Source organism: Macellibacteroides fermentans, from assembly GCF_013409575.1.
Lineage (GTDB): Bacteria > Bacteroidota > Bacteroidia > Bacteroidales > Tannerellaceae > Macellibacteroides > Macellibacteroides fermentans.
Genome location: NZ_JACCCY010000001.1, coordinates 69,443 through 89,598 on the forward strand (window position 1 = coordinate 69,443; position 20,156 = coordinate 89,598).

Annotated in this window: 13 protein-coding genes; 12 read left to right on the plus strand and 1 reads right to left on the minus strand. The window is 39.1% G+C overall.

The genetic code is table 11. From position 1 onward, the window contains the following. Positions 1–12 precede the first annotated feature (12 nt). The 3 genes from infC to rplT all read left to right on the plus strand — a co-directional run bounded on the left by infC (position 13) and on the right by rplT (position 1,339). Positions 13–642 (plus strand): translation initiation factor IF-3, encoded by a 630-nt coding sequence (infC, locus tag F5613_RS00265; RefSeq protein WP_179398237.1) that lies wholly within the window; start codon positions 13–15, stop codon positions 640–642. A 49-nt stretch (positions 643–691) separates the two neighbouring features. After that, positions 692–889, plus strand: coding sequence for a 50S ribosomal protein L35 (rpmI, locus tag F5613_RS00270; RefSeq protein WP_068183964.1), 198 nt, complete (start codon positions 692–694; stop codon positions 887–889). Between the two features lie 105 nt (positions 890–994). Then, positions 995–1,339 (plus strand): 50S ribosomal protein L20, encoded by a 345-nt coding sequence (gene rplT, locus F5613_RS00275; protein ID WP_068183962.1) that lies wholly within the window; start codon positions 995–997, stop codon positions 1,337–1,339. Positions 1,340–2,372: 1,033 nt separating this feature from the next. Here the strand turns inward: rplT and msrA are convergent. Beyond that, positions 2,373–2,876: a peptide-methionine (S)-S-oxide reductase MsrA gene (gene msrA / locus F5613_RS00280; protein ID WP_246303305.1), complete on the minus strand. Its 504-nt coding sequence runs from the start codon at positions 2,874–2,876 to the stop codon at positions 2,373–2,375. Between the two features lie 51 nt (positions 2,877–2,927). Here msrA and F5613_RS00285 point away from each other — a divergent pair, with 51 nt between their 5' ends. The 9 genes from F5613_RS00285 (at position 2,928) to murB (ending at position 20,153) form a co-directional block, all read left to right on the plus strand. Beyond that, positions 2,928–4,130 carry a uracil-xanthine permease family protein gene (locus F5613_RS00285; RefSeq protein WP_179398238.1) on the plus strand — a complete coding sequence of 401 codons (1,203 nt, stop codon included), beginning with the start codon at positions 2,928–2,930 and terminating at the stop codon, positions 4,128–4,130. A 373-nt stretch (positions 4,131–4,503) separates the two neighbouring features. Further along, a complete protein-coding gene (aspS, locus tag F5613_RS00290; RefSeq protein ID WP_079683014.1) occupies positions 4,504–6,261 on the plus strand; it encodes an aspartate--tRNA ligase in 1,758 nt (585 codons plus the stop codon). A 1-nt stretch (position 6,262) separates the two neighbouring features. Continuing rightward, positions 6,263–7,360: a Nif3-like dinuclear metal center hexameric protein gene (locus tag F5613_RS00295; RefSeq protein WP_179398239.1), complete on the plus strand. Its 1,098-nt coding sequence runs from the start codon at positions 6,263–6,265 to the stop codon at positions 7,358–7,360. Position 7,361: 1 nt separating this feature from the next. After that, entirely contained in the window at positions 7,362–8,126 is a 765-nt protein-coding gene (locus F5613_RS00300) for a zinc ribbon domain-containing protein (protein ID WP_079683012.1), read from the plus strand. A gap of 55 nt (positions 8,127–8,181) precedes the next feature. Next, positions 8,182–9,495 (plus strand): tRNA lysidine(34) synthetase TilS, encoded by a 1,314-nt coding sequence (gene tilS, locus F5613_RS00305; protein WP_179398240.1) that lies wholly within the window; start codon positions 8,182–8,184, stop codon positions 9,493–9,495. Between the two features lie 200 nt (positions 9,496–9,695). Next, complete coding sequence (rho, locus tag F5613_RS00310; protein WP_179398241.1) at positions 9,696–11,756, plus strand: transcription termination factor Rho; 2,061 nt, start codon at positions 9,696–9,698, stop codon at positions 11,754–11,756. Between the two features lie 93 nt (positions 11,757–11,849). Then, a complete protein-coding gene (locus tag F5613_RS00315; protein WP_179398242.1) occupies positions 11,850–15,959 on the plus strand; it encodes a hybrid sensor histidine kinase/response regulator transcription factor in 4,110 nt (1,369 codons plus the stop codon). Positions 15,960–16,131: 172 nt separating this feature from the next. Further along, positions 16,132–18,966 (plus strand): TIM-barrel domain-containing protein, encoded by a 2,835-nt coding sequence (locus F5613_RS00320; protein WP_179398243.1) that lies wholly within the window; start codon positions 16,132–16,134, stop codon positions 18,964–18,966. A 173-nt stretch (positions 18,967–19,139) separates the two neighbouring features. Continuing rightward, positions 19,140–20,153, plus strand: a complete 1,014-nt coding sequence (murB, locus tag F5613_RS00325) for a UDP-N-acetylmuramate dehydrogenase (protein ID WP_179398244.1) — start codon at positions 19,140–19,142, stop codon at positions 20,151–20,153. The last annotated feature ends 3 nt before the right edge of the window (positions 20,154–20,156 follow it).

Sequence of the window (20,156 nt, forward strand, 5' to 3'; positions counted from 1 at the left end):
AAATCTTTTTGAATGAAGAATGACAATCTGAAAGAACAGTATCGAATTAACGAACGTATCCGTGTACGTGAGGTTCGTTTAGTGGGTGATAACGTAGAACAAGGGGTTTTCCCTACATCACAGGCATTGCGAATTGCTGAAGACTTGGGACTTGATCTTGTTGAAATTTCGCCAAATGCTGCCCCCCCCGTTTGTAAAGTAACCGATTATCAGAAATTTCTCTATCAGCAAAAAAAGCGTCAGAAAGAGCAGAAAGCTAAATCTGTTAAAGTGGTGGTAAAAGAAATTCGTTTCGGACCTCAGACAGATGACCATGATTATGACTTTAAATTAAAGCATGCTAAAGGGTTCCTTGAAGAGGGAGCTAAGGTAAAAGCCTATGTTTTCTTTAAGGGAAGATCGATCCTTTTCAAAGAGCAGGGAGAAGTTTTGCTTCTGAGATTTGCCAATGATTTGGAAGATTATGGTAAGGTTGAACAGCTTCCGGTATTGGAAGGCAAGCGTATGATTATTATGCTTACTCCCAAGAAAGCTCCGGTTCCACAGCCGCAAAAGCCTTCACAGCCTGCAGCTCCGGTTAAAAAGGTTATCGTAACACCTAAACCAAAGCCTGTCTCTGAAGAGAATAACGAAAATGAATAAAAACGTTTGAAAGAACGTTTATTAGTTAATAATTAAAATAAATTGGAAAATGCCTAAGATGAAGACTAATTCCGGTGCCAAAAAGAGGTTCGCCCTTACCGGATCAGGTAAAATCAAAAGAAAACACGCTTTTAAAAGTCATATTTTGACTAAAAAGACTACGAAGCGCAAAAGAAATCTTACACACATTGGTCTTGTAGACAAAGTGGATGTAAACAACGTTAAGCAGTTGCTTTGCCTTAAGTAATCTTAATTAACAGCGAGTTTTAAACAACGATTTTTATTAACCGAGTGCATTAGCAAATTAAAGTTCATCGAAAGATGGCGCTAACATTCAAAACAGATTAGAATTATGCCTAGATCAGTAAATCATGTTGCTTCAAGAGCAAAAAGAAAAAGGATTTTAAAACTTACCAGAGGTTATTATGGTGCAAGAAAAAACGTTTGGACCGTAGCAAAAAACACCTGGGAAAAAGGTTTGACTTATGCTTTCCGTGACCGCCGTAACAAGAAACGTAACTTCCGCGCATTGTGGATTCAACGTATCAACGCAGCTGCACGTTTGGAAGGTATGTCTTACTCACGTTTGATGGGAGCTTTACACGCTGCCGGAATCGAAATGAACCGTAAGGTATTAGCCGATTTGGCTGTAAATCACCCAGAAGCCTTCAAAGCTATCGTAGCAAAGGTTAAGTAAGTTTTTTATTAACAATATTAAATATCGTGAGCAATGTATATTGTCTCACGATATTTTTTTTGTACATAGGTGAGCTTCTTCCAGTACAGAATTAACATTCAGGTTTTAAACATCCTATCCCTTATTATATCCTGCTTATTTATTGCTGACTTATTTTCGAGGACTGGCTTGTGTACTTCCCTTAAGCATACGGGGGACTATTTGTTTCATAACGATAAATTATCTCTGTTGTAACTATAAACTATTATCTTTATAACTATGAACTATTCGTTTGACATATGTTGAACGCAAGTTATCCAATTGTTGACTTTGCGTTCAACATATGACAAACGCAAGATGCACAATTGGCAAACGAATAGATCTTCGTATTCAAAATATTAAATCATAATAGGGAAAGTAGTATGTTATAGGGAAGATGGATTTAGTTTAGTTAAGGTTACGCGTGTAACACAAAGGAATTTTCTTTGTTATATAATACGTTTATCGATGAAATAATAAAATAAACCCGCGCATTGTAATTGATGTTGAAGCATGAATCTCAAATAATTGAAAAGACAGGAAGGTGTACAGGGGAGATAAAAAAAGCGGAAACCGTTTAAGATTTCCGCTTTGCTATGTTAAAGAAAGCCGCACTGAAGATATGAATAAACTCCGTGTGACAGGTTTTGAGTGCTTCGCCGTCTTTGTAATCCGCTGTGCGATGCATGCCCCGAAGGGTGCGGCCCGCCATTGACAACGAGAGCTTGTCTCGGAATTAAAAATACTGATGAGTTTGCCAATCGAACAAGTGCGGCTTAACTCATTTTCTGTACAACAAAGATAGAAAATGTAATTGGAATAGCCAAATATTTTAGTCTAAAAATTGTTGCTAAAACCATAAATCTACCTTTAAAAATCATTGCATTTACAAATAACCATCCGGATGTTGGTTGTCATTGTGCGTTGCAATTAAGCAGTTATTTTATACTCAATTTGGGGACATCTTCAAACAACTCAGGAATATTAAAGAAATACGAAAGATGTTTATCCTGCGTTAGAATATTTTTTTATAAATATGACAATAAGGTGTATCTTCTTTTTTATCGTAATAATGTTGATGATAGTCTTCTGCTACCCAAAACTTACAGGCGGGCTCTAACGCGGTAGCGACCTTGTGCCCCATATTCGATAAAATAGCAATATACTTTTCTGCTGTTTCTTTCTGTTTTTCGTCTGTATAGAAAATTACAGATCTGTATTGCGTGCCTATGTCGGGACCCTGACCGCCAACTTGTGTAAAGTCGTGTGTCTCAAAATATAATTCCAATACCTTGTCGAATGAGATCTCTTCCGGATCAAAATTCACTTCCACTGTTTCCACATGCCCGGTAAGTCCGGTTTTAACTTCGGGATAGGTAGGGTTTTCAAGTTCGCCGCCCATATAACCAACAAAGGTAGACGTAACGCCAAATGCTTTGTTCAGATGATATTGAGTTCCCCAAAAACAACCTGAAGCCAAATACGCCTTTTCATTTTTTTTGTTTGCAGATTCCATCATTATATAAAATTTGGATAAATTATTTATCTTTGCACAAATGTACTAAATTTAATGGAGAAAAATCAACACCTAAATCCCTTTCAAAAAACTGTTGTAGGGGTTCAATTCTTGTTCGTGGCTTTTGGTGCCACAGTCTTAGTGCCGCTTCTCGTTGGGTTAGATCCCTCTACTGCGCTCTTTACCGCAGGACTTGGCACACTTATCTTTCATTTAGTTACCAAAGGTAAAGTTCCGGTTTTTTTAGGAAGTAGTTTTGCATTCATCGCGCCTATTTTGAAGGCGACCGAATTGTACGGCCTTCCGGGAACATTATCCGGATTTGTAGCTGTGGGTGCCGTTTATGGAATAATGAGTTTGCTTATCAAATGGCGTGGAATTAGTTTTATCCACCGGCTTTTTCCTCCGGTAGTGGTAGGTCCTGTAATTATTCTTATCGGTTTATCTTTGGCTGGAACCGGAGTAAACATGGCTAAGGATAACTGGATCCTGGCTCTGGTAGCTTTATTTACGGCAGTATGTGTTACAATGCTGGGTAAGGGTTTGCTTAAGCTTATTCCTATTTTTTCAGGAATAATTGTTGGCTATGTAGTAGGTCTGCTGTTTTTTGACATTGATTTGGCACCGGTAGCTGCTGCACCCTGGTTTTCGTTACCTCAATTTGTAACTCCACATTTTTCTTTGGAAGCAGTTCTGTTTTTAGCCCCGGTTGCTATTGCTCCGGTGATTGAACATGTGGGTGATATTTATGCGGTAAATTCGGTTACCGGAAAAGATTTTGTGAAAGATCCGGGATTACATCGTACCATGTTGGGTGATGGATTGGCTTGTGCTGCGGCCGGTATCATCGGAGGACCTCCCGTAACTACCTATTCGGAAGTAACAGGAGCTATTTCTCTTACCAAAATTACAGATCCTGTTGTTATTCGTATTGCTGCGGTTGCAGGTATTTTGTTTTCAGTTTTTGGAAAGGTAAGTGCATTGTTAAAAACTATCCCTGCACCAGTGTTGGGTGGAATTATGATGCTGTTGTTCGGAACGATTGCTTCGGTTGGTATCAATAACCTGATCAGAAATAAAACAGATCTGGGTAATACCCGTAACCTGATTATTTCGTCGTTGATTCTTACATTCGGTATCGGCGGTGCAGTATTTCAGTTTGGCGAATTTACCATTGCAGGAATTGGTTTAGCTTCATTGATCGGTGTTATTCTGAATTTGGTCTTGCCAAATCATACTAAAGTGGCTCACGAATAATGTGTATTATTTAATGAGGCATCATTCCTTTTAATGATTTCAATCAGTCCCGGTCTGGTCTGCATACACATTTAGACCAACCTGAGGCTGTTTATCATACTATATACCGGTTGTTAGTTTCGGAAAGTTCTGCAAACTATCAATCGGTATAATTGTTTTATGTTGCAACATCTACGAATCCTTATTTGGTGTGCACACATTTTAAAGAAGTTACTTCCCAACAGTGAAGCGCAGCCTTATCCGATCACTTTAACAAAAAAAGGATTCCATTTTATTGATACTTTTTCAATCATCACAAGAATTAATAAAGTATTTTTATGTAAGTTTGCAGTATCGTTTGTAAAAGAAAACAATTATACATATTTATACCTTTATGTACAGAAACAGAACATGTGGAGAATTACGCCTTGCCAATGAAGGGGAAGTCGTAATTTTGGCCGGCTGGGTCCAGAAAACCCGTAAAATGGGAGGGATGACCTTTGTCGATATTCGTGACCGTTATGGTATTACGCAGCTGGTGTTTAATCAGGAAACAAATGCCGATCTTTGTGAAAAGGCAAATAAACTGGGACGCGAATTTGTAATTCAGGCAACCGGAACAGTAAAAGAGCGTTCAAGTAAAAATATGAATATTCCAACAGGCGAGATCGAAATCATTGTTTCGGACTTAAACGTCTTGAATAGCTCGGTTACACCTCCGTTTACGATTGAGGATGACACGGATGGTGGAGACGACCTGCGTATGAAGTATCGTTACCTGGACTTGCGTCGTTCTTCTGTACGTGCCAACCTGGAGCTTCGTCATAAGATGACCATTGCCGTGCGTCAGTATCTTGATCAACAGAATTTCCTGGAAGTGGAAACTCCGGTGCTTATTAAATCGACTCCCGAAGGTGCACGCGACTTTGTTGTTCCTTCGCGTATGAATGCCGGACAGTTTTATGCACTGCCACAGTCGCCTCAAACCTTTAAGCAATTGCTGATGGTTTCGGGATTTGACCGTTACTTCCAGATTGTGAAGTGTTTCCGTGATGAAGACCTTCGTGCCGACCGCCAGCCTGAGTTTACTCAGATTGACTGCGAAATGAGTTTTGTAGAACAGGAAGATATTCTTTCATTATTTGAAGGAATGGCCAAATATTTGTTTAAAACCATCCGTGGTATAGAATATAAAGAATCGTTTGCACGTATTACCTGGCACGATGCCATGAAGTATTATGGAAGCGACAAACCGGACCTTCGCTTTGATATGAAGTTTGTAGAATTAATGGACATCATGCAAGGTAAAGGGTTCTCTGTTTTTGATAATGCAGCCTATGTAGGGGGTATTTGCGCAGAAGGTGCGGCATCTTATACCCGTAAGCAGCTGGATGCCCTTACAGATTTTGTTAAACGTCCGCAGGTTGGAGCCAAAGGAATGGTTTATGCACGCGTAGAAGCAGATGGTACTGTTAAATCGAGTGTGGATAAATTCTATACCCAGGAAACGTTGCAGGAGATGAAAGCAGCCTTTAATGCTAAACCGGGCGACTTGATTCTTATCCTTTCGGGAGATGATGTAATGAAAACACGTAAGCAATTGTGTGAATTACGTCTCGAAATGGGAAATCAACTGGGACTGCGTGACAAAAATAATTTTGTATGTTTATGGGTAGTGGACTTCCCCTTGTTTGAGTGGGACGAAGAAACTAAGCGTTTCTATGCCATGCACCATCCATTTACGTCGCCAAAGCCGGAAGATATTCCGCTGTTGGATACTAACCCCGGAGAAGTTCGCGCCAATGCCTATGACATGGTTATCAATGGTGTCGAAGTGGGAGGTGGATCTATCCGTATTCATGACAGTGCCTTGCAGCAGAAGATGTTTAAATTACTTGGATTTACAGACGAGAAAGCTCAGGAACAATTTGGCTTCCTGATGAATGCATTTAAATATGGTGCTCCTCCTCATGGTGGATTGGCTTATGGTCTGGATCGTTGGGTTTCTTTGTTTGCCGGTCTCGATTCGATCAGAGATTGTATTGCATTCCCGAAAAACAACTCGGGACGCGATGTTATGATTGATGCACCTGCACCAATTGATATCGAACAGCTGGAAGAGTTGAATCTGGTAGTAGACATAAAGGAATAAGATGGTACGTGTAAGAGATATACTGAAAGAAATAGAACAGTATGCTCCGCTGCCATTACAAGAAGACTTTGATAATGCCGGTGTGCAGGTTGGAGATATTAACCAACCTGCAACCGGTGTGCTTTTTTGTGTAGATGTTACCGAAGAGGTTATTGATGAAGCCCTCGAATTGGATTGTAATCTTATTATTTCGCACCATCCGCTGGCCTTTAAGCCCTTTAAATCGTTGACCGGTTCTACCTATATCGAACGATGTATGATAAAGGCCTGTAAACATGATCTGGTGATTTATGCAGCACATACCAACCTGGATAATGCCACGGGAGGAGTGAACTATAAATTGGCCGAAATGATAGGGTTGCAAAACGTACGGATATTAAGTCCCCTGAAGGCATCTTTGCTTAAATTGGTCACATTCGTACCCGCATCACATGCCGAAGCGGTAAGGCAGGCATTGTTCAATGCCGGAGCAGGTTGTATAGGCAATTACGATTCATGCAGCTTCAATGTGAGTGGAGAGGGTAGTTTCAGAGCAAAAGAGGGTGCTAATCCTTTCTGCGGAGATATAGGCGACCTGCATACAGAACCCGAAGTACGTATTGAAACAGTGCTTCCCGTAAGTATGAAAAGTGCAGTAATAAAGTCGCTGATGTCTGTTCATCCGTACGAAGAGCCTGCATACGATTTGTATCCGCTGGCAAATAACTGGACACAGGCAGGTTCCGGTGTAGTAGGAGAGTTGCCCGAAAGTGAAGATGAACAGAGCTTTTTACTACGGATTAAAAATATATTCCATTTAAAAAGCTTGACGCATTCTCCTTTTACAGGTAAAAATATACGTGAAGTTGCTATTTGCGGCGGAAGCGGAGCATTCCTGATAAAAGATGCCATAGCTTATGGCGCCGATGTATTTATTACGGGCGAAGCGAAGTATAACGACTATTATAATGTGGAAGATCGGATATTATTGGCTGTAATTGGTCATTATGAGTCGGAAGAATGTACAAAAGATATATTCTATACAATAATATCAAAAAAATTTCCTACCTTTGCCCTGCATTTTTCGAATGTTAATTCAAACCCGGTAAAATATTTATAGAATGGCTACAGAGAAACAATCAGCTGAAAAAGAAGTTACAGTTGAAGAAAAGCTTTCCAGGCTGTATCAACTTCAGACGATGGTGACTGAGATCGATAAGATCAAGACGCTTCGTGGTGAACTGCCTTTGGAAGTTCAGGATTTAGAGGATGAGATAGCAGGTCTTGAAACTCGTCTTCAAAATTATCAGTCTGAAATTAAGTACTTCGAGACTTCTGTTGTAGAACAAAAGAACAAGATTGCTGATTCAACCGGACTGATTGAAAAGTATAAATCGCAGTTGGATAACGTACGTAATAACCGCGAATTCGATAATCTTTCGAAAGAAATTGAATTCCAGGGACTGGAAATTGAATTCTCTGAAAAGAAAATTCGTGAGTTCAGTGCTGCAGCAGTTGCGAAAAGAGAGGAAATCGCCCAGATTACCGAGACATTGGATGGACGTAAGGCCGACCTTGCTCAAAAACAAGGCGAATTGGAAGAGATTGTTTCTGAAACCAAACAGGAAGAAGAAAAACTTAGAGAAAAGGCCAAAAAGCTTGAAGCTTCCATCGAACCTCGTTTATTGTCGGCATTTAAACGTATCCGTAAAGGTGCACGCAACGGTTTGGCTGTTGTTTATATCCAGCGTGATGCATGTGGTGGTTGCTTTAATAAAATACCGCCCCAGAAGCAGATGGACATCAAACTTCGTAAGAAAATCATTGTTTGCGAATATTGTGGTCGTATTATGATCGACCCGGAATTGGCTGGCGTAGAAGTATAAACAATTACCGAAGCATACAGATAGGGATACGCAAAACGTATCCCTATGTTGTTTTATGAAGGAACAAATACAGCAATACATTATTCAGCACCAATTGCTATCCGGCGAAAAGCCGGTTGTAGTTGGAATAAGTGGCGGAGCAGATTCTGTTGCTTTGCTTCATATACTTGTATCCTTAGGATATAAATGCATTGCAGCTCATTGTAATTTTAATTTGCGTGGAGACGAATCCTTCAGAGACGAGCAATTTACGATCGATTTTACCAAACGGTTACAGGTTCCTTTATGTAAAATATCCTTCGAAACCAATAAATATGCACAGGAGAACAGACTTTCTGTAGAAATGGCTGCCCGAGAACTGCGGTATAGATGGTTTGAAGAGCTTCTTAATACATACGATGCCGATGCGGTTGCCGTGGCTCACCATCGGGATGATAGTGTGGAGACACTGCTTATTAATCTGACAAGGGGTAGCGGGATTACAGGTTTAACGGGTATTAAACCCAAAAATGGGAATGTAGTACGTCCATTGCTGTGTGTATCCAGAGAGGATATTTATGCTTATATAGAAAAAAACGGTTTGGAATATGTAACAGACAGTTCCAATAGTTCTGATATATACACACGTAACTTTATCCGGTTGAAAGTAATTCCCTTATTGGAAGAGATCAATCCGTCTGTTAAAGCTTCTTTGGCCCGAACGACAAATCATTTGTACGATGCTTCGCTGATTTATAATCACTCGATTGAAGAAGCCAGAAGAGTAATAATCCAAAACAACCGATTGTCTATTTCTGCTTTATTATCGTTTCCAGCACCGGCAACCATTCTGTATGAAATGCTTAAACCCTATGGGTTTAGCCGAACAGTCTGCGAATCTATCTTTACTGTACTTGATAAAGATTCCGGGAAAATCTTTTATTCATCCACCCACCGCCTGCTTAAAGATCGTTCCGATTTGCTGATTGATGTTCTGTCGGGAGAGGATAACAGAGCTTATCTAATTAACCTGGAAGATGATAATGTAGATTTGCCCGTTGAACTTAAACCCGAGATAGTTGTTATTAAAGAAGACTACCAGATCGAAAAAGATAGAAAGTTTGCTTATTTTGATTTTGATAAATTATCTTTTCCCCTCGTTTTAAGACATTGGCAAGAGGGAGATTGGTTTGTTCCATTCGGAATGAAAGGAAAGAAAAAAGTTAGCGATTATTTTAGTGATAAGAAATTTTCGCTGTTCGATAAAGAGAAAACATGGCTTTTATGCAGTGGACAAGATGTAATCTGGATTGTTGGTGAACGTACAGATAACAGGTATCGCATTGAAAAAACAACAAAAAGAGTTTTAAAACTAAAATTTATCGATTGAAATTACTAAATGTGAAAACTATTTAGTAAATTTGCACAGTTTTACTACACAGATATGTTTTCGGTGCATCAAATCGAGTAAACAGTCCGGTATTATTCAAAATGATTTTATTACCAAATTTATAATGATACAATGATGACGTTGTGCACGCATCGTAATGATGAGCATGTTGTGCGCCGTTGATATTATTCCTACGCAATATGCAAAAATATAACATTCTAGAACTAAATGAAAAACTTCTGACGGAATTGCAGTCAATTGCCTCAGAGTTAGGTATCAAGAAAGCCGAATCTTTAAAGAAAGAAGAGCTTGTCTATCGAATTCTTGATGAGCAGGCTATTTCATATGCAGGTATTCAGGCAGAAAAAGAAAAAGAAAAAGAGGCTAAAAAAGCCGAAAAACAACAAGCAAAAGCAAAAGCTCCTCAGGCTAAATCAGCAGCACCCAAGGCAAAAAGCCCTAAACCTAATACAGATAAAGAGCCAAATGTCAAGCAAGTTGCTGTAAAAGAAACAAAATCAACCTTAGCTCCTCCGGTATTGAAATCTGCTGCAGAGACGAAAGCAGCACCAGAGGTAAAAGCTCAGGAGGTTAAGCCTGTGGTAGTTGAAACACCTGCCACTAAAGAGGTAAAGCCTATTGCTGAATCGCAGGAACGCAAGAAGAGAATTCGGATTGAGAAAAAGGAAAAGGTAGCTGGAGCAGCTGTTTCGGCAGATTCAAAAGATCAGACAGTAGTTGTTACAACAACTCCGGTTCAACCAGTTCAACAATCGGTTCAAAATACAATCGAATTTAAAGCAGAGAAAGAACAACCGGTTGCCGAAGCCGAAAAGAAGGTTACACCAACTGTTGAAGTGGCTGCCGATAAAGAAAAGGTAGAACAACAGGATGCCCCTGCTGCAACTGCTTCTGATGAACCTAAAAGAGTTGTATTCAGACACAGTGGTGCAGGAACCAGCTCCGTACTTGATCAGGTATTTCCATTCTCATCTACTCCTTCAAGACCAGAAGCTCCCAAAGCTGCTCAACCAGAAAATCATGCTCGTCAGCAGAACCAACGCCAAGCCAATTTTAATAATCCAAGAAATGCATCTCAGCCTGTAGCTTCACAGGAGAAGCCATATGAATTTGATGGAATACTGATTGGTACGGGTGTATTGGAGATGATGCCGGATGGTTATGGATTCCTTCGTTCATCTGATTATAATTATCTTACTTCGCCGGATGATGTATACGTTTCTCAGTCTCAGATCAAACTGTTTGGTTTAAAAACAGGAGATGTGGTAGAAGGAGCCATACGTCCTCCAAAGGAAGGTGAAAAGTATTTTCCACTTGTTAAAGTGGATAAAATCAATGGCCGTACTCCCGAAGAAGTTCGCGACAGGGTACCGTTTGATCATCTTACCCCTTTATTCCCGGATCAGAAGTTCATGCTTACTGCCCGAAATACTCCAAAAGTATATGATAAGATTGCAGTTCGTGTGGTAGATTTATTCTCACCCATTGGAAAAGGACAACGCGGACTTATCGTTGCACAGCCTAAAACTGGTAAGACAATGTTACTTAAGGATATTGCCAATGCAATTGCAGCCAACCATCCAGAGGTATATATGATTGTTTTATTGATTGACGAACGTCCTGAAGAGGTTACGGATATGGCCCGTAGCGTAGATGCAGAGGTAATTGCTTCTACATTTGACGAACCGGCTGAGCGCCATGTGAAAATTGCCGAAATTGTTCTGAATAAGGCAAAACGAATGGTTGAATGCGGACATGATGTTGTTATTTTGCTTGACTCTATCACTCGTCTGGCACGTGCTTATAATACAGTACAGCCGGCTTCGGGTAAAGTATTGTCGGGTGGGGTGGATGCCAATGCACTTCAGAAACCAAAACGTTTCTTCGGTGCTGCCCGTAATATCGAAAACGGAGGTAGTCTTACTATTCTTGCCACCGCTTTAACTGAAACTGGTTCAAAAATGGATGATGTTATTTTTGAAGAGTTTAAAGGTACAGGTAACATGGAGCTTCAGCTTGATAGAAAATTATCTAATAAGCGTATTTATCCAGCTGTAGATATAACGGCTTCAAGTACAAGACGTGATGATCTTCTGCAGGATGAAGCCACATTAAATCGTATGTGGATCTTACGTAAATATCTTTCGGATATGAACTCGCTGGAAGCAATGGAGTTTGTTAAGAAACGTATGGAGCAAACCTACGATAACATGGAATTTCTGGCTTCTATGAACGGATAATTTTCCAAATAGTATAAAAAGAAAAAGGGCGTCTCTAAGCAGTGATGCCCTTTTCTTTTTATATTTGCAATGCAATACTGAAATCAACAACAGATGAATAAGATAAAACCACTACTATATTTTTTCGTATGGCTTGTTTTGCCTCAAATTCTTTTCTCTCAAACCGGAGAAGACAATTATAAATTTAATCGCGTAGATGTTGGAAGCGGACTTTCAAACAGTGAAGTGAAATGTGTTTATAAGGATAAAACCGGTTTTATCTGGTTTGGAACACCATCCGGATTAAATCGATACGACGGATACGAAATTACGATTTATAAACATAATCTGCAGGACAATGCAAGTAGCTATAATAATGATATTCTGCGAATACAGGAAGCAGAAGATGGACTGCTGTGGCTAACTACACGAGCCGGTTATGCAATCTATAATCCTTTAAAAGAGCAGTTTGAAGAGGACTTGCACAGTATCTTCAACAAGTTTGCCGGAGTTACTTCTTTTACAAATTTGTATATTGATCTGGGGAAAAATTATTGGTTTATCACTCCCGAAGATGTTCGCCTGTACGATGTAAAAAAGAAAAAACTAATTATAAACAAGCAAGGTGGCGCCGGGAACCTCAGTACCGGTATAATTACAGATATAAAGCAAAGCAGTAACCGTTACTGGTTTTTGTTCGATAATGGCTTGGTTGAATGCATGGATGCGCAGACACATAAAATTATCAAACGAGACAGCTCTATGTTACAAAAAATAAAAATGCGAAATCTGGTCGATATGCGTTTATTTGTAGATAGTGCAGGCGACTTATGGATGTATGGTATTGGCGAACATTTTGGATTGGGTTATTATAATGTGCAGCAAAACAAATGGCATGTGTATTCCGAAACAGCAAATGCTCCGTATCGGATAACAAAAAATATTGTTACATCTGTTGATGAAGACGACAAAGGTTTAATTTGGATTGGTACCGATCATGGAGGCATTAATATAGTAAATAAGAAATCCGGCAAGATTACCTATCTTTCTCATAATGAGAAAAATCAATTTAGTATCACTCAGAATACCGTTAAATGCTTATACCGTGATGATACAGGTATCATGTGGGTAGGGACCTATAAGATGGGGGTATGTTATTATCATGAAAGTGTTTTTAAATTTAAATCAGTTACAGAAAAAGCTGAGTTGCCATATAATGATATAAATTGTTTTCATGAAACTTCCGATGGTAATATCTGGATTGGAACCAATGGTGGCGGACTAATTTATTTTGACAGGAAAAATGAAAGATATATAAATTATCCGCATCGCCCGGGAGATCCTAACAGCCCTTCTGGAAATGTTATCGTTAGTCTGTCCGGCGATTCGCAAGGCCGGCTCTGGATTGGTTATTACCTGGAGGGACTGGATTGTTTTGATGGCAAGAAGTTTACGCATTACGGATTTAATCCAAATAATCCGGATGTACTTACAGATAACAACATATGGGATATCATGAACGATACCTCTGGTAATTTATGGGTGGGTACTCTGCGGGGAGGTGTGGTTGTAATAGATGCTGCAACAGGGAAACGATTAAAGCATTTTATTACGGATGGATCGGTCTATTCAATAATCCAGAAGAAATCTGGTGAAATTCTGATTGGTGCTCAAAGTGGATTATGGATATATAATGTTGCAGCTGATAAACTAGAACAATATGAACCTGGATTATTTAATAAAATGCAGCTCAGCAAATATGATATTAATAATCTTTACGAAGATAGCAGGGGATTGTTGTGGATAGGAACGCGCAATGGATTAATTATGTTTAATGCTTATACACGCGACATGCGTACATTTAACGTAAAGGATGGTCTTTCTGCAGACTTGGTTCAAAGTATTCAGGAAGATGCGGATCATAACCTATGGATCGGTACTAATAGTGGTTTGTCTTGTGTAAAGGTTACAACAGCCAATGAAACTCCAGGTTATTTCTTTAAGATAGTTACTTACGACCGTTCGGAAGGGTTGCAAGGTGAAATGTTTAATTACAATGCTGCTTATATTACTTCGAAACAGGAATTAATTTTTGGGGGTTCTTTAGGATTCAACATCTTTACACCCAATGCCATTATTTATAATAGCAATAAACCTAAAGTAGTAATAACTGATTTTCAGCTTTATAATAAAAGTTTGAAACCCGGAGAAAAATATAATGGTCGTACCATTTTAAAAGAGAGTATTACCCATACTCAAGAGATCGAATTAGATTATTCCGATAATTACTTCTCCATAGTATTTGCAGCACTTGATTATTGTATGCCAAACAAATCGCGTTTTTATTATAAATTGGATGGCTTTAATACACAATGGCTGGAAGCCGACGGAATAGGTCGTAAAGTTACCTATACAAACCTAAACCCGGGAAAATATACCTTCTATTTAAAAGCGGTGAACAATGATGGCCTCGAGAGCGAAAATCCTATTAAATTACTCATAACGGTTCGTCCTCCTTTTTGGCAGACTGCTTGGGCTTATGCCTTTTATTTACTTGTTATTTTGTCTCTGATTTACTACTACATAAAGTATTCAACCAGAAGAGCAGAAAAGAAACTGGCCTATGCCAGAGAGAAAATGCGAACATCGCAACAATTGGAGTTGGACGAAATTAAATTACGTTTCTTTACAAATATTAGTCACGAATTCCGTACTCCGCTAACGCTAATTCTAACGCCATTGGAAGAGCTTTTAAAGAAGAAGGAGAATTCGGACGAAAAAGAAATGCTGCTTATAATTCGTAAAAACGCAAAGAATCTATTGAATCTGGTAAATCAACTGCTGGATTTCCGTAAATTAGATGTTAACGGCCATACCTTGCAGCCTTCTGTAGGAGATATAGTTCTTTTTGTAAAGGATTTATGTAGTTCATTCAATGAATTGATGCAGCGAAAATCGATTAAGTTTTCCTTTACATCTTCCATCGATCATTTGTATGCCAGATTTGATGAAGATAAGTTGTCTAAGGCGTTGTTGAATATTTTATCCAATGCACATAAGTTTACGCCGGCTAATGGAGAGGTAAAGGTAAATATGGAACTTGTTGAATTACCAGATAATAAAACAGAGAAGTCGATACGGATTCGTATTTCTGATTCGGGAATTGGAATTCCAACTGATAAACTCGACAAAATATTTGAACGTTTCTATCAGATTAAAAGTGCCGACACTAACTCGTATCAAGGTAGTGGCATAGGCCTCCATTTAGCTAAAGAATTTATAAATCTGCATGGCGGTGATATTGAGGTTGAAAGTGAAATGGGTAAAGGGAGCTGCTTTACTGTTACCATACCCTATAAAGAGGGTGATGTGCCTGAACAAATTTCCGTAAAAGGAAATGATGACATGCTTGAAAATGAAACGTTGACCGAAGAAAAAGATGAACAACTTCAATCTCTTCCCAAAATTTTATTGGTGGAAGATAATGATGACTTCCGCGATTTTGTTGCAGAAAGGCTTCGGCATCATTATGTAGTTTTAAAGGCTTCTGATGGAATGGAGGGAATGGCGATTGCTCTGAAAGAAATACCAGATATTATAGTAAGTGATGTTATGATGCCTAAAATGGATGGCGTAGAGATGAGTAAAGCCTTGAAAGCTGATATCAGAACGTCGCATGTTCCAATTATCTTACTTACCGCCAAGAGTGGTGAAGAGAGTAAGTTGGAAGGATTGATGGCCGGAGTAGACGATTATATAACAAAACCATTTAATCTGGAAATTCTTAAACTCAAAATTCACAATATCATTGAAGGACGAAAGAGCATCCAATCTATGTTCAAGCAGCATATTAAAATAGAGCCATCTAAGATTTCGGTCAGCTCTCTTGATGATAAACTAATTAAAAAAGCACTGGATTATACGGAAGCAAATATTTCCAATCCGGAATTTTCAGTCGAAGAGCTAAGTAGGGAGTTGGGTATGAGCCGTGTCCATCTGTATAAAAAGCTATTATCCATTACCGGAAAGACTCCTATTGAGTTTATCAGGGTGATTCGTCTTAAGCGTGCCGCTCAGCTTTTAGAGGAGAGTCAACTGTCTGTATCTGAAATTGCCTATGAGGTTGGGTTTAATAATCCGAAGTATTTCCGTAAGTACTTTAAAGATGAATTTGATGTATTGCCTTCGCAATATGGTAATCGTAAAGGGGCGGTAGACGAGTAATTTTACATTTTAGGTATACTTATGAAACAAAAGATTCCCCCCATGTAACAAAGTATCCTTGCTGCTTTAACATCAGGCATAAAGGAAGATAAAGCTTAAACATATCTTTGCATCAGTCGTTTATCAGACGACTGATGCAATTTTTTTTAGTTTAATCTTTAAATTTAGTGCAATGTTTAAGAAGCTGCTCTGTTTTGCTTTACTTTCCTTAATTCTCTTTTCTTGTAGTTCTTCATATGAGAAGGTTGTTGATGGTGTTATTATTCATCTTAATAAAACGGATGGAAATGCCAGACTACTTAAATTAACTGTTGTCAATGATAAAGTAATACGCGTTTCGGCTACTGCTGCTGATACCTTTTCAACGGCAAAAAGCTTGGTAGTGGATGAGCTGCCTGTTTTTAACGACTGGAAACTTGTCGAAAAGGATGGTAAAGTTGTTATAGAGACGGCTTCACTAAGGGCATTCGCCGATCTTAAAACTGGAGAGGTAGAATTTAAGGATCTGGATGGAAATACAATTTTACAAGAAAACAAAGGTGGCGGCAAAACATTTATTCCAGTCGAAATTGAAGGTACAAAAGGGTACAATATTCGTCAGGTGTTTGAATCACCTAACGACGAGGCATTCTATGGATTAGGTCAGCATCAGGCCGATGAGTTCAATTATAAAGGCAAGAATGAAATTCTCTTTCAATATAATACCAAAGTTTCTATTCCTGTTATTGTTAGTAATAAGAATTATGGAATATTCTGGGATAATTACTCTGTAACTAAGTTTGGTGATCCACGTGATTACGCTCAATTATCTGACTTGAAATTGTTTGATAAAGATGGAAATGAGGGTGGTTTAACAGCAACCTATATGGTTAATGGAGATGCAAATAATGTATTTGTATCGCGTATTGAAAATACAATAGATTATGAAAATCTTACTACTGTAAAGAAATTCCCTGCTGATTTCCCATTCTACAATTCAAAAATTACCTGGGAGGGCGAGATACAATCAGATGACTCGGGTGTACATCGCTTTTTACTGTATTATGCAGGCTATACAAAAATCTGGATAGATGGACAGCTGATGGCCGCAAAATGGCGTACAGCCTGGAATCCTTCTGTTGCCAAATTTGGAGTATCCATGGAGGCCGGAAAAAAATACCATATAAAACTTGAATGGCTTCCGGATGGTGGAGTATCCTATATCGGCTTAAAGTTTTTATCGCCTGTAGACCCTTCAGAACAAAATAAGCTTTCGCTTTCTTCCGAAATAGGTGATCAGATTGAATATTACTTCATAAAGGGAGATTCAATGGATGATGTTATGAAAGGATACCGTGGAATAGCTGGAAAAGCTCAGGTTATGCCTAAATGGGCAATGGGTTTCTGGCAAAGCAGGGAACGCTATAAAACTCAGGATGAATTGCTTGATGCTCTTAAGGAATTACGTCGCAGAGAAATTCCGGTAGATAATATGGTTGTTGACTGGAGTTATTGGCCACAAGAATCATGGGGTAGCCACGAGTTTGATGCAGCCAGGTTTCCTGATCCAAAAGGTATGGTGGATAATGCGCATGCATTAAATGCAAAAGTGATGATTTCTGTTTGGCCTAAATTTTATGAAACAACAGAGCATTACAAAGAATTTGATAAAAAAGGCTGGATGTATCAACGTGCTGTAAAAGACAGTATAAAAGATTGGATTGGTCAGGGTTATGTAGGTTCGTTTTACGATGCTTACAGTGAAGGAGCCCGCGATCTGTTTTGGAAACAAATGGAGGAGCACCTCTATTCTAAAGGATTTGATGCTTGGTGGATGGATGCCTCTGAACCGGATATTCTTTCCAATGCGAGTATAGAGTATCGTAAGGAGTTGATGACACCAACGGCCATGGGCCCGTCTGCCAAATATTTTAATACGTATGCGCTTATGAATGCGATGGCGATATATAAAGGACAACGGTCGGTCGATAATAATAAACGTGTGTTCTTGTTAACCCGTTCTGGTTTTGCCGGATTACAAAAGTATGGTGCGGCTACCTGGAGTGGAGATATTGGTACACGATGGGAAGATTTCAAAGCTCAGATTTCTGCCGGATTAAATCATTCTCTTTCCGGTAATCCGTATTGGACCATGGATATTGGTGGTTTCTGTGTTGAGAAGCGTTATGAAAGGGCGAAAGAGGGTTCGGAGGATATTAAAGAATGGCGTGAATTAAACAGCCGTTGGACACAATTTGGCGCCTTTGCTCCATTATTCCGTACACATGGTCAGTTCCCATATAGAGAAGTGTATAATATTGCTCCGGCAACCGATCCAGCCTACAAGAGCATTGTCTACTACGACAGATTGCGTTATCGCCTTATGCCTTACATTTATACAATGGCCGGAGAAGTATATTTGAACGATTACACAATCATGCGTCCGATGGTGATGGATTTTGGTTCCGACGCTAAAGTAAACGATCTGGGTGATCAGTATATGTTTGGTCCAAGTTTTCTTGTTTGTCCGGTTTACACCTATAAAGCCCGTTCCCGCGAAGTTTATTTCCCTCAGAATAGCGGATGGTACGATTTTTATAATGGAAATTATACTGCAGGCGGTCAAAATAAGATGGTTGATGCACCTTACGAGCGGATGCCCTTGTTTGTAAAGGAAGGATCTATCGTCCCCATTGGTGAGCCGATTCAATATGCATCCGAAAAACCTGCAGCTCCAATTACGATTTATGTTTACACAGGTAAGAATGCATCGTTTACTTTGTATGAAGATGAAGGTACAAATTATAATTACGAAAAGGGACAGTATACAACAATTCCTTTCGTATACGATGATAAATCTAAAGAATTAACCATTGGCGAACGAAAAGGAGACTTTGACGGCATGGTGAAAGAGCGTACATTCCATATTGTATTTGTTGGGAAGGATACACCGAAAGGATTTGACACAAATCCGGTTCCCGATAAAACGGTACAGTATAATGGAACACAACTGAAAATTAACAGATGAAATAATAACCACTACTGATTTTTTTTTGAAGACTAAGGTTAACAAATTTTGAGTAAACACTAATGATGACTGCAGCCTATGCGATATAGGTTGCAGTCTTTTTTTGATACACTTTATTTTATTTATACCTTTACGCAATTTTAGTTTTATACATAAAAGGAAATAATTAAATAATGAAAATAGAAGAAAATTACTCTTTGGAGAGACATAATACATTTCATTTAAATGTTAAGACGCGTTGGTTCATGGAGTACAATAATGAAGAAGAGTTAGTTCGAATTTTGAAAGACGAATATGTTTCTTCATTCGAGAAAGTACACATTGGCTCCGGAAGTAATTTATTGTTCCTCCATGATTATAGGGGTGTTGTTATGCACTCTGCCATAAAGGGGATGGCAATCGTTGAAGAAGATGATGAAAATGTTTCAATAAGAGTGGGTGCTGGTGAACTGTGGGATGATTTAGTTGCTTTTGCTGTTAAGAACGGATGGGGAGGCATTGAAAATTTGTCTCTTATTCCGGGTGAAGTAGGAGCAGCCGCCATACAGAATATCGGAGCCTATGGGGCCGAATTCAAAGACGTTGTTCAGGCGGTTGAAACTGTAGAGATAGAAACGGCTTCTAAACGGATTTTCCCAATTGAAGATTGTAAATATGGTTACAGATCAAGTGTATTTAAAAATGAATTGAATGACAAATATATTGTCACCTATGTGATTGTCCGCTTAAATAAACACCCCCGGATAGCTATAGAGTATGCCGATCTTAAAGCCGAACTGGCAGCCTGCAACGAAATTAATCTGGCAGCAGTTAGAAAAGCTGTAATTGATGTTAGAACAAGAAAGCTTCCCGATCCCGAAACAATGGGTAATGCCGGAAGTTTCTTCATGAATCCAACTATTTCGGAGCGTCATTATAATCTTTTAAAGGAGCAATATCCTTCTATGCCATCCTATCCTTTGTCGGACGGGCGGGTAAAAGTTCCGGCAGCTTGGCTGATTGAGCAGTGTGGTTTTAAAGGAAAAGCATTCGGCCAGGCAGGAGTGTATGAACACCAGGCTTTGGTGTTAGTCAACCTTGGCGGTGCAGAAGGAACAGAGATTGCACTATTGGCAGAAACGATACGGGAAACTGTTTCCCAACGATTTGGTATTCAGATAGAACCTGAAGTAAAATATATATCTTGAGAT

Bases quoted from the DNA above. Each gene is read 5' to 3' on its own strand.
- infC (WP_179398237.1), top strand. From the start codon at position 13: ATGAAGAATGACAATCTGAAAGAACAGTATCGAATTAACGAACGTATC.
- rpmI (WP_068183964.1), top strand. From the start codon at position 692: ATGCCTAAGATGAAGACTAATTCCGGTGCCAAAAAGAGGTTCGCCCTT.
- rplT (WP_068183962.1), top strand. From the start codon at position 995: ATGCCTAGATCAGTAAATCATGTTGCTTCAAGAGCAAAAAGAAAAAGG.
- msrA (WP_246303305.1), bottom strand. From the start codon at position 2,876: ATGATGGAATCTGCAAACAAAAAAAATGAAAAGGCGTATTTGGCTTCA.
- F5613_RS00285 (WP_179398238.1), top strand. From the start codon at position 2,928: ATGGAGAAAAATCAACACCTAAATCCCTTTCAAAAAACTGTTGTAGGG.
- aspS (WP_079683014.1), top strand. From the start codon at position 4,504: ATGTACAGAAACAGAACATGTGGAGAATTACGCCTTGCCAATGAAGGG.
- F5613_RS00295 (WP_179398239.1), top strand. From the start codon at position 6,263: ATGGTACGTGTAAGAGATATACTGAAAGAAATAGAACAGTATGCTCCG.
- F5613_RS00300 (WP_079683012.1), top strand. From the start codon at position 7,362: ATGGCTACAGAGAAACAATCAGCTGAAAAAGAAGTTACAGTTGAAGAA.
- tilS (WP_179398240.1), top strand. From the start codon at position 8,182: ATGAAGGAACAAATACAGCAATACATTATTCAGCACCAATTGCTATCC.
- rho (WP_179398241.1), top strand. From the start codon at position 9,696: ATGCAAAAATATAACATTCTAGAACTAAATGAAAAACTTCTGACGGAA.
- F5613_RS00315 (WP_179398242.1), top strand. From the start codon at position 11,850: ATGAATAAGATAAAACCACTACTATATTTTTTCGTATGGCTTGTTTTG.
- F5613_RS00320 (WP_179398243.1), top strand. From the start codon at position 16,132: ATGTTTAAGAAGCTGCTCTGTTTTGCTTTACTTTCCTTAATTCTCTTT.
- murB (WP_179398244.1), top strand. From the start codon at position 19,140: ATGAAAATAGAAGAAAATTACTCTTTGGAGAGACATAATACATTTCAT.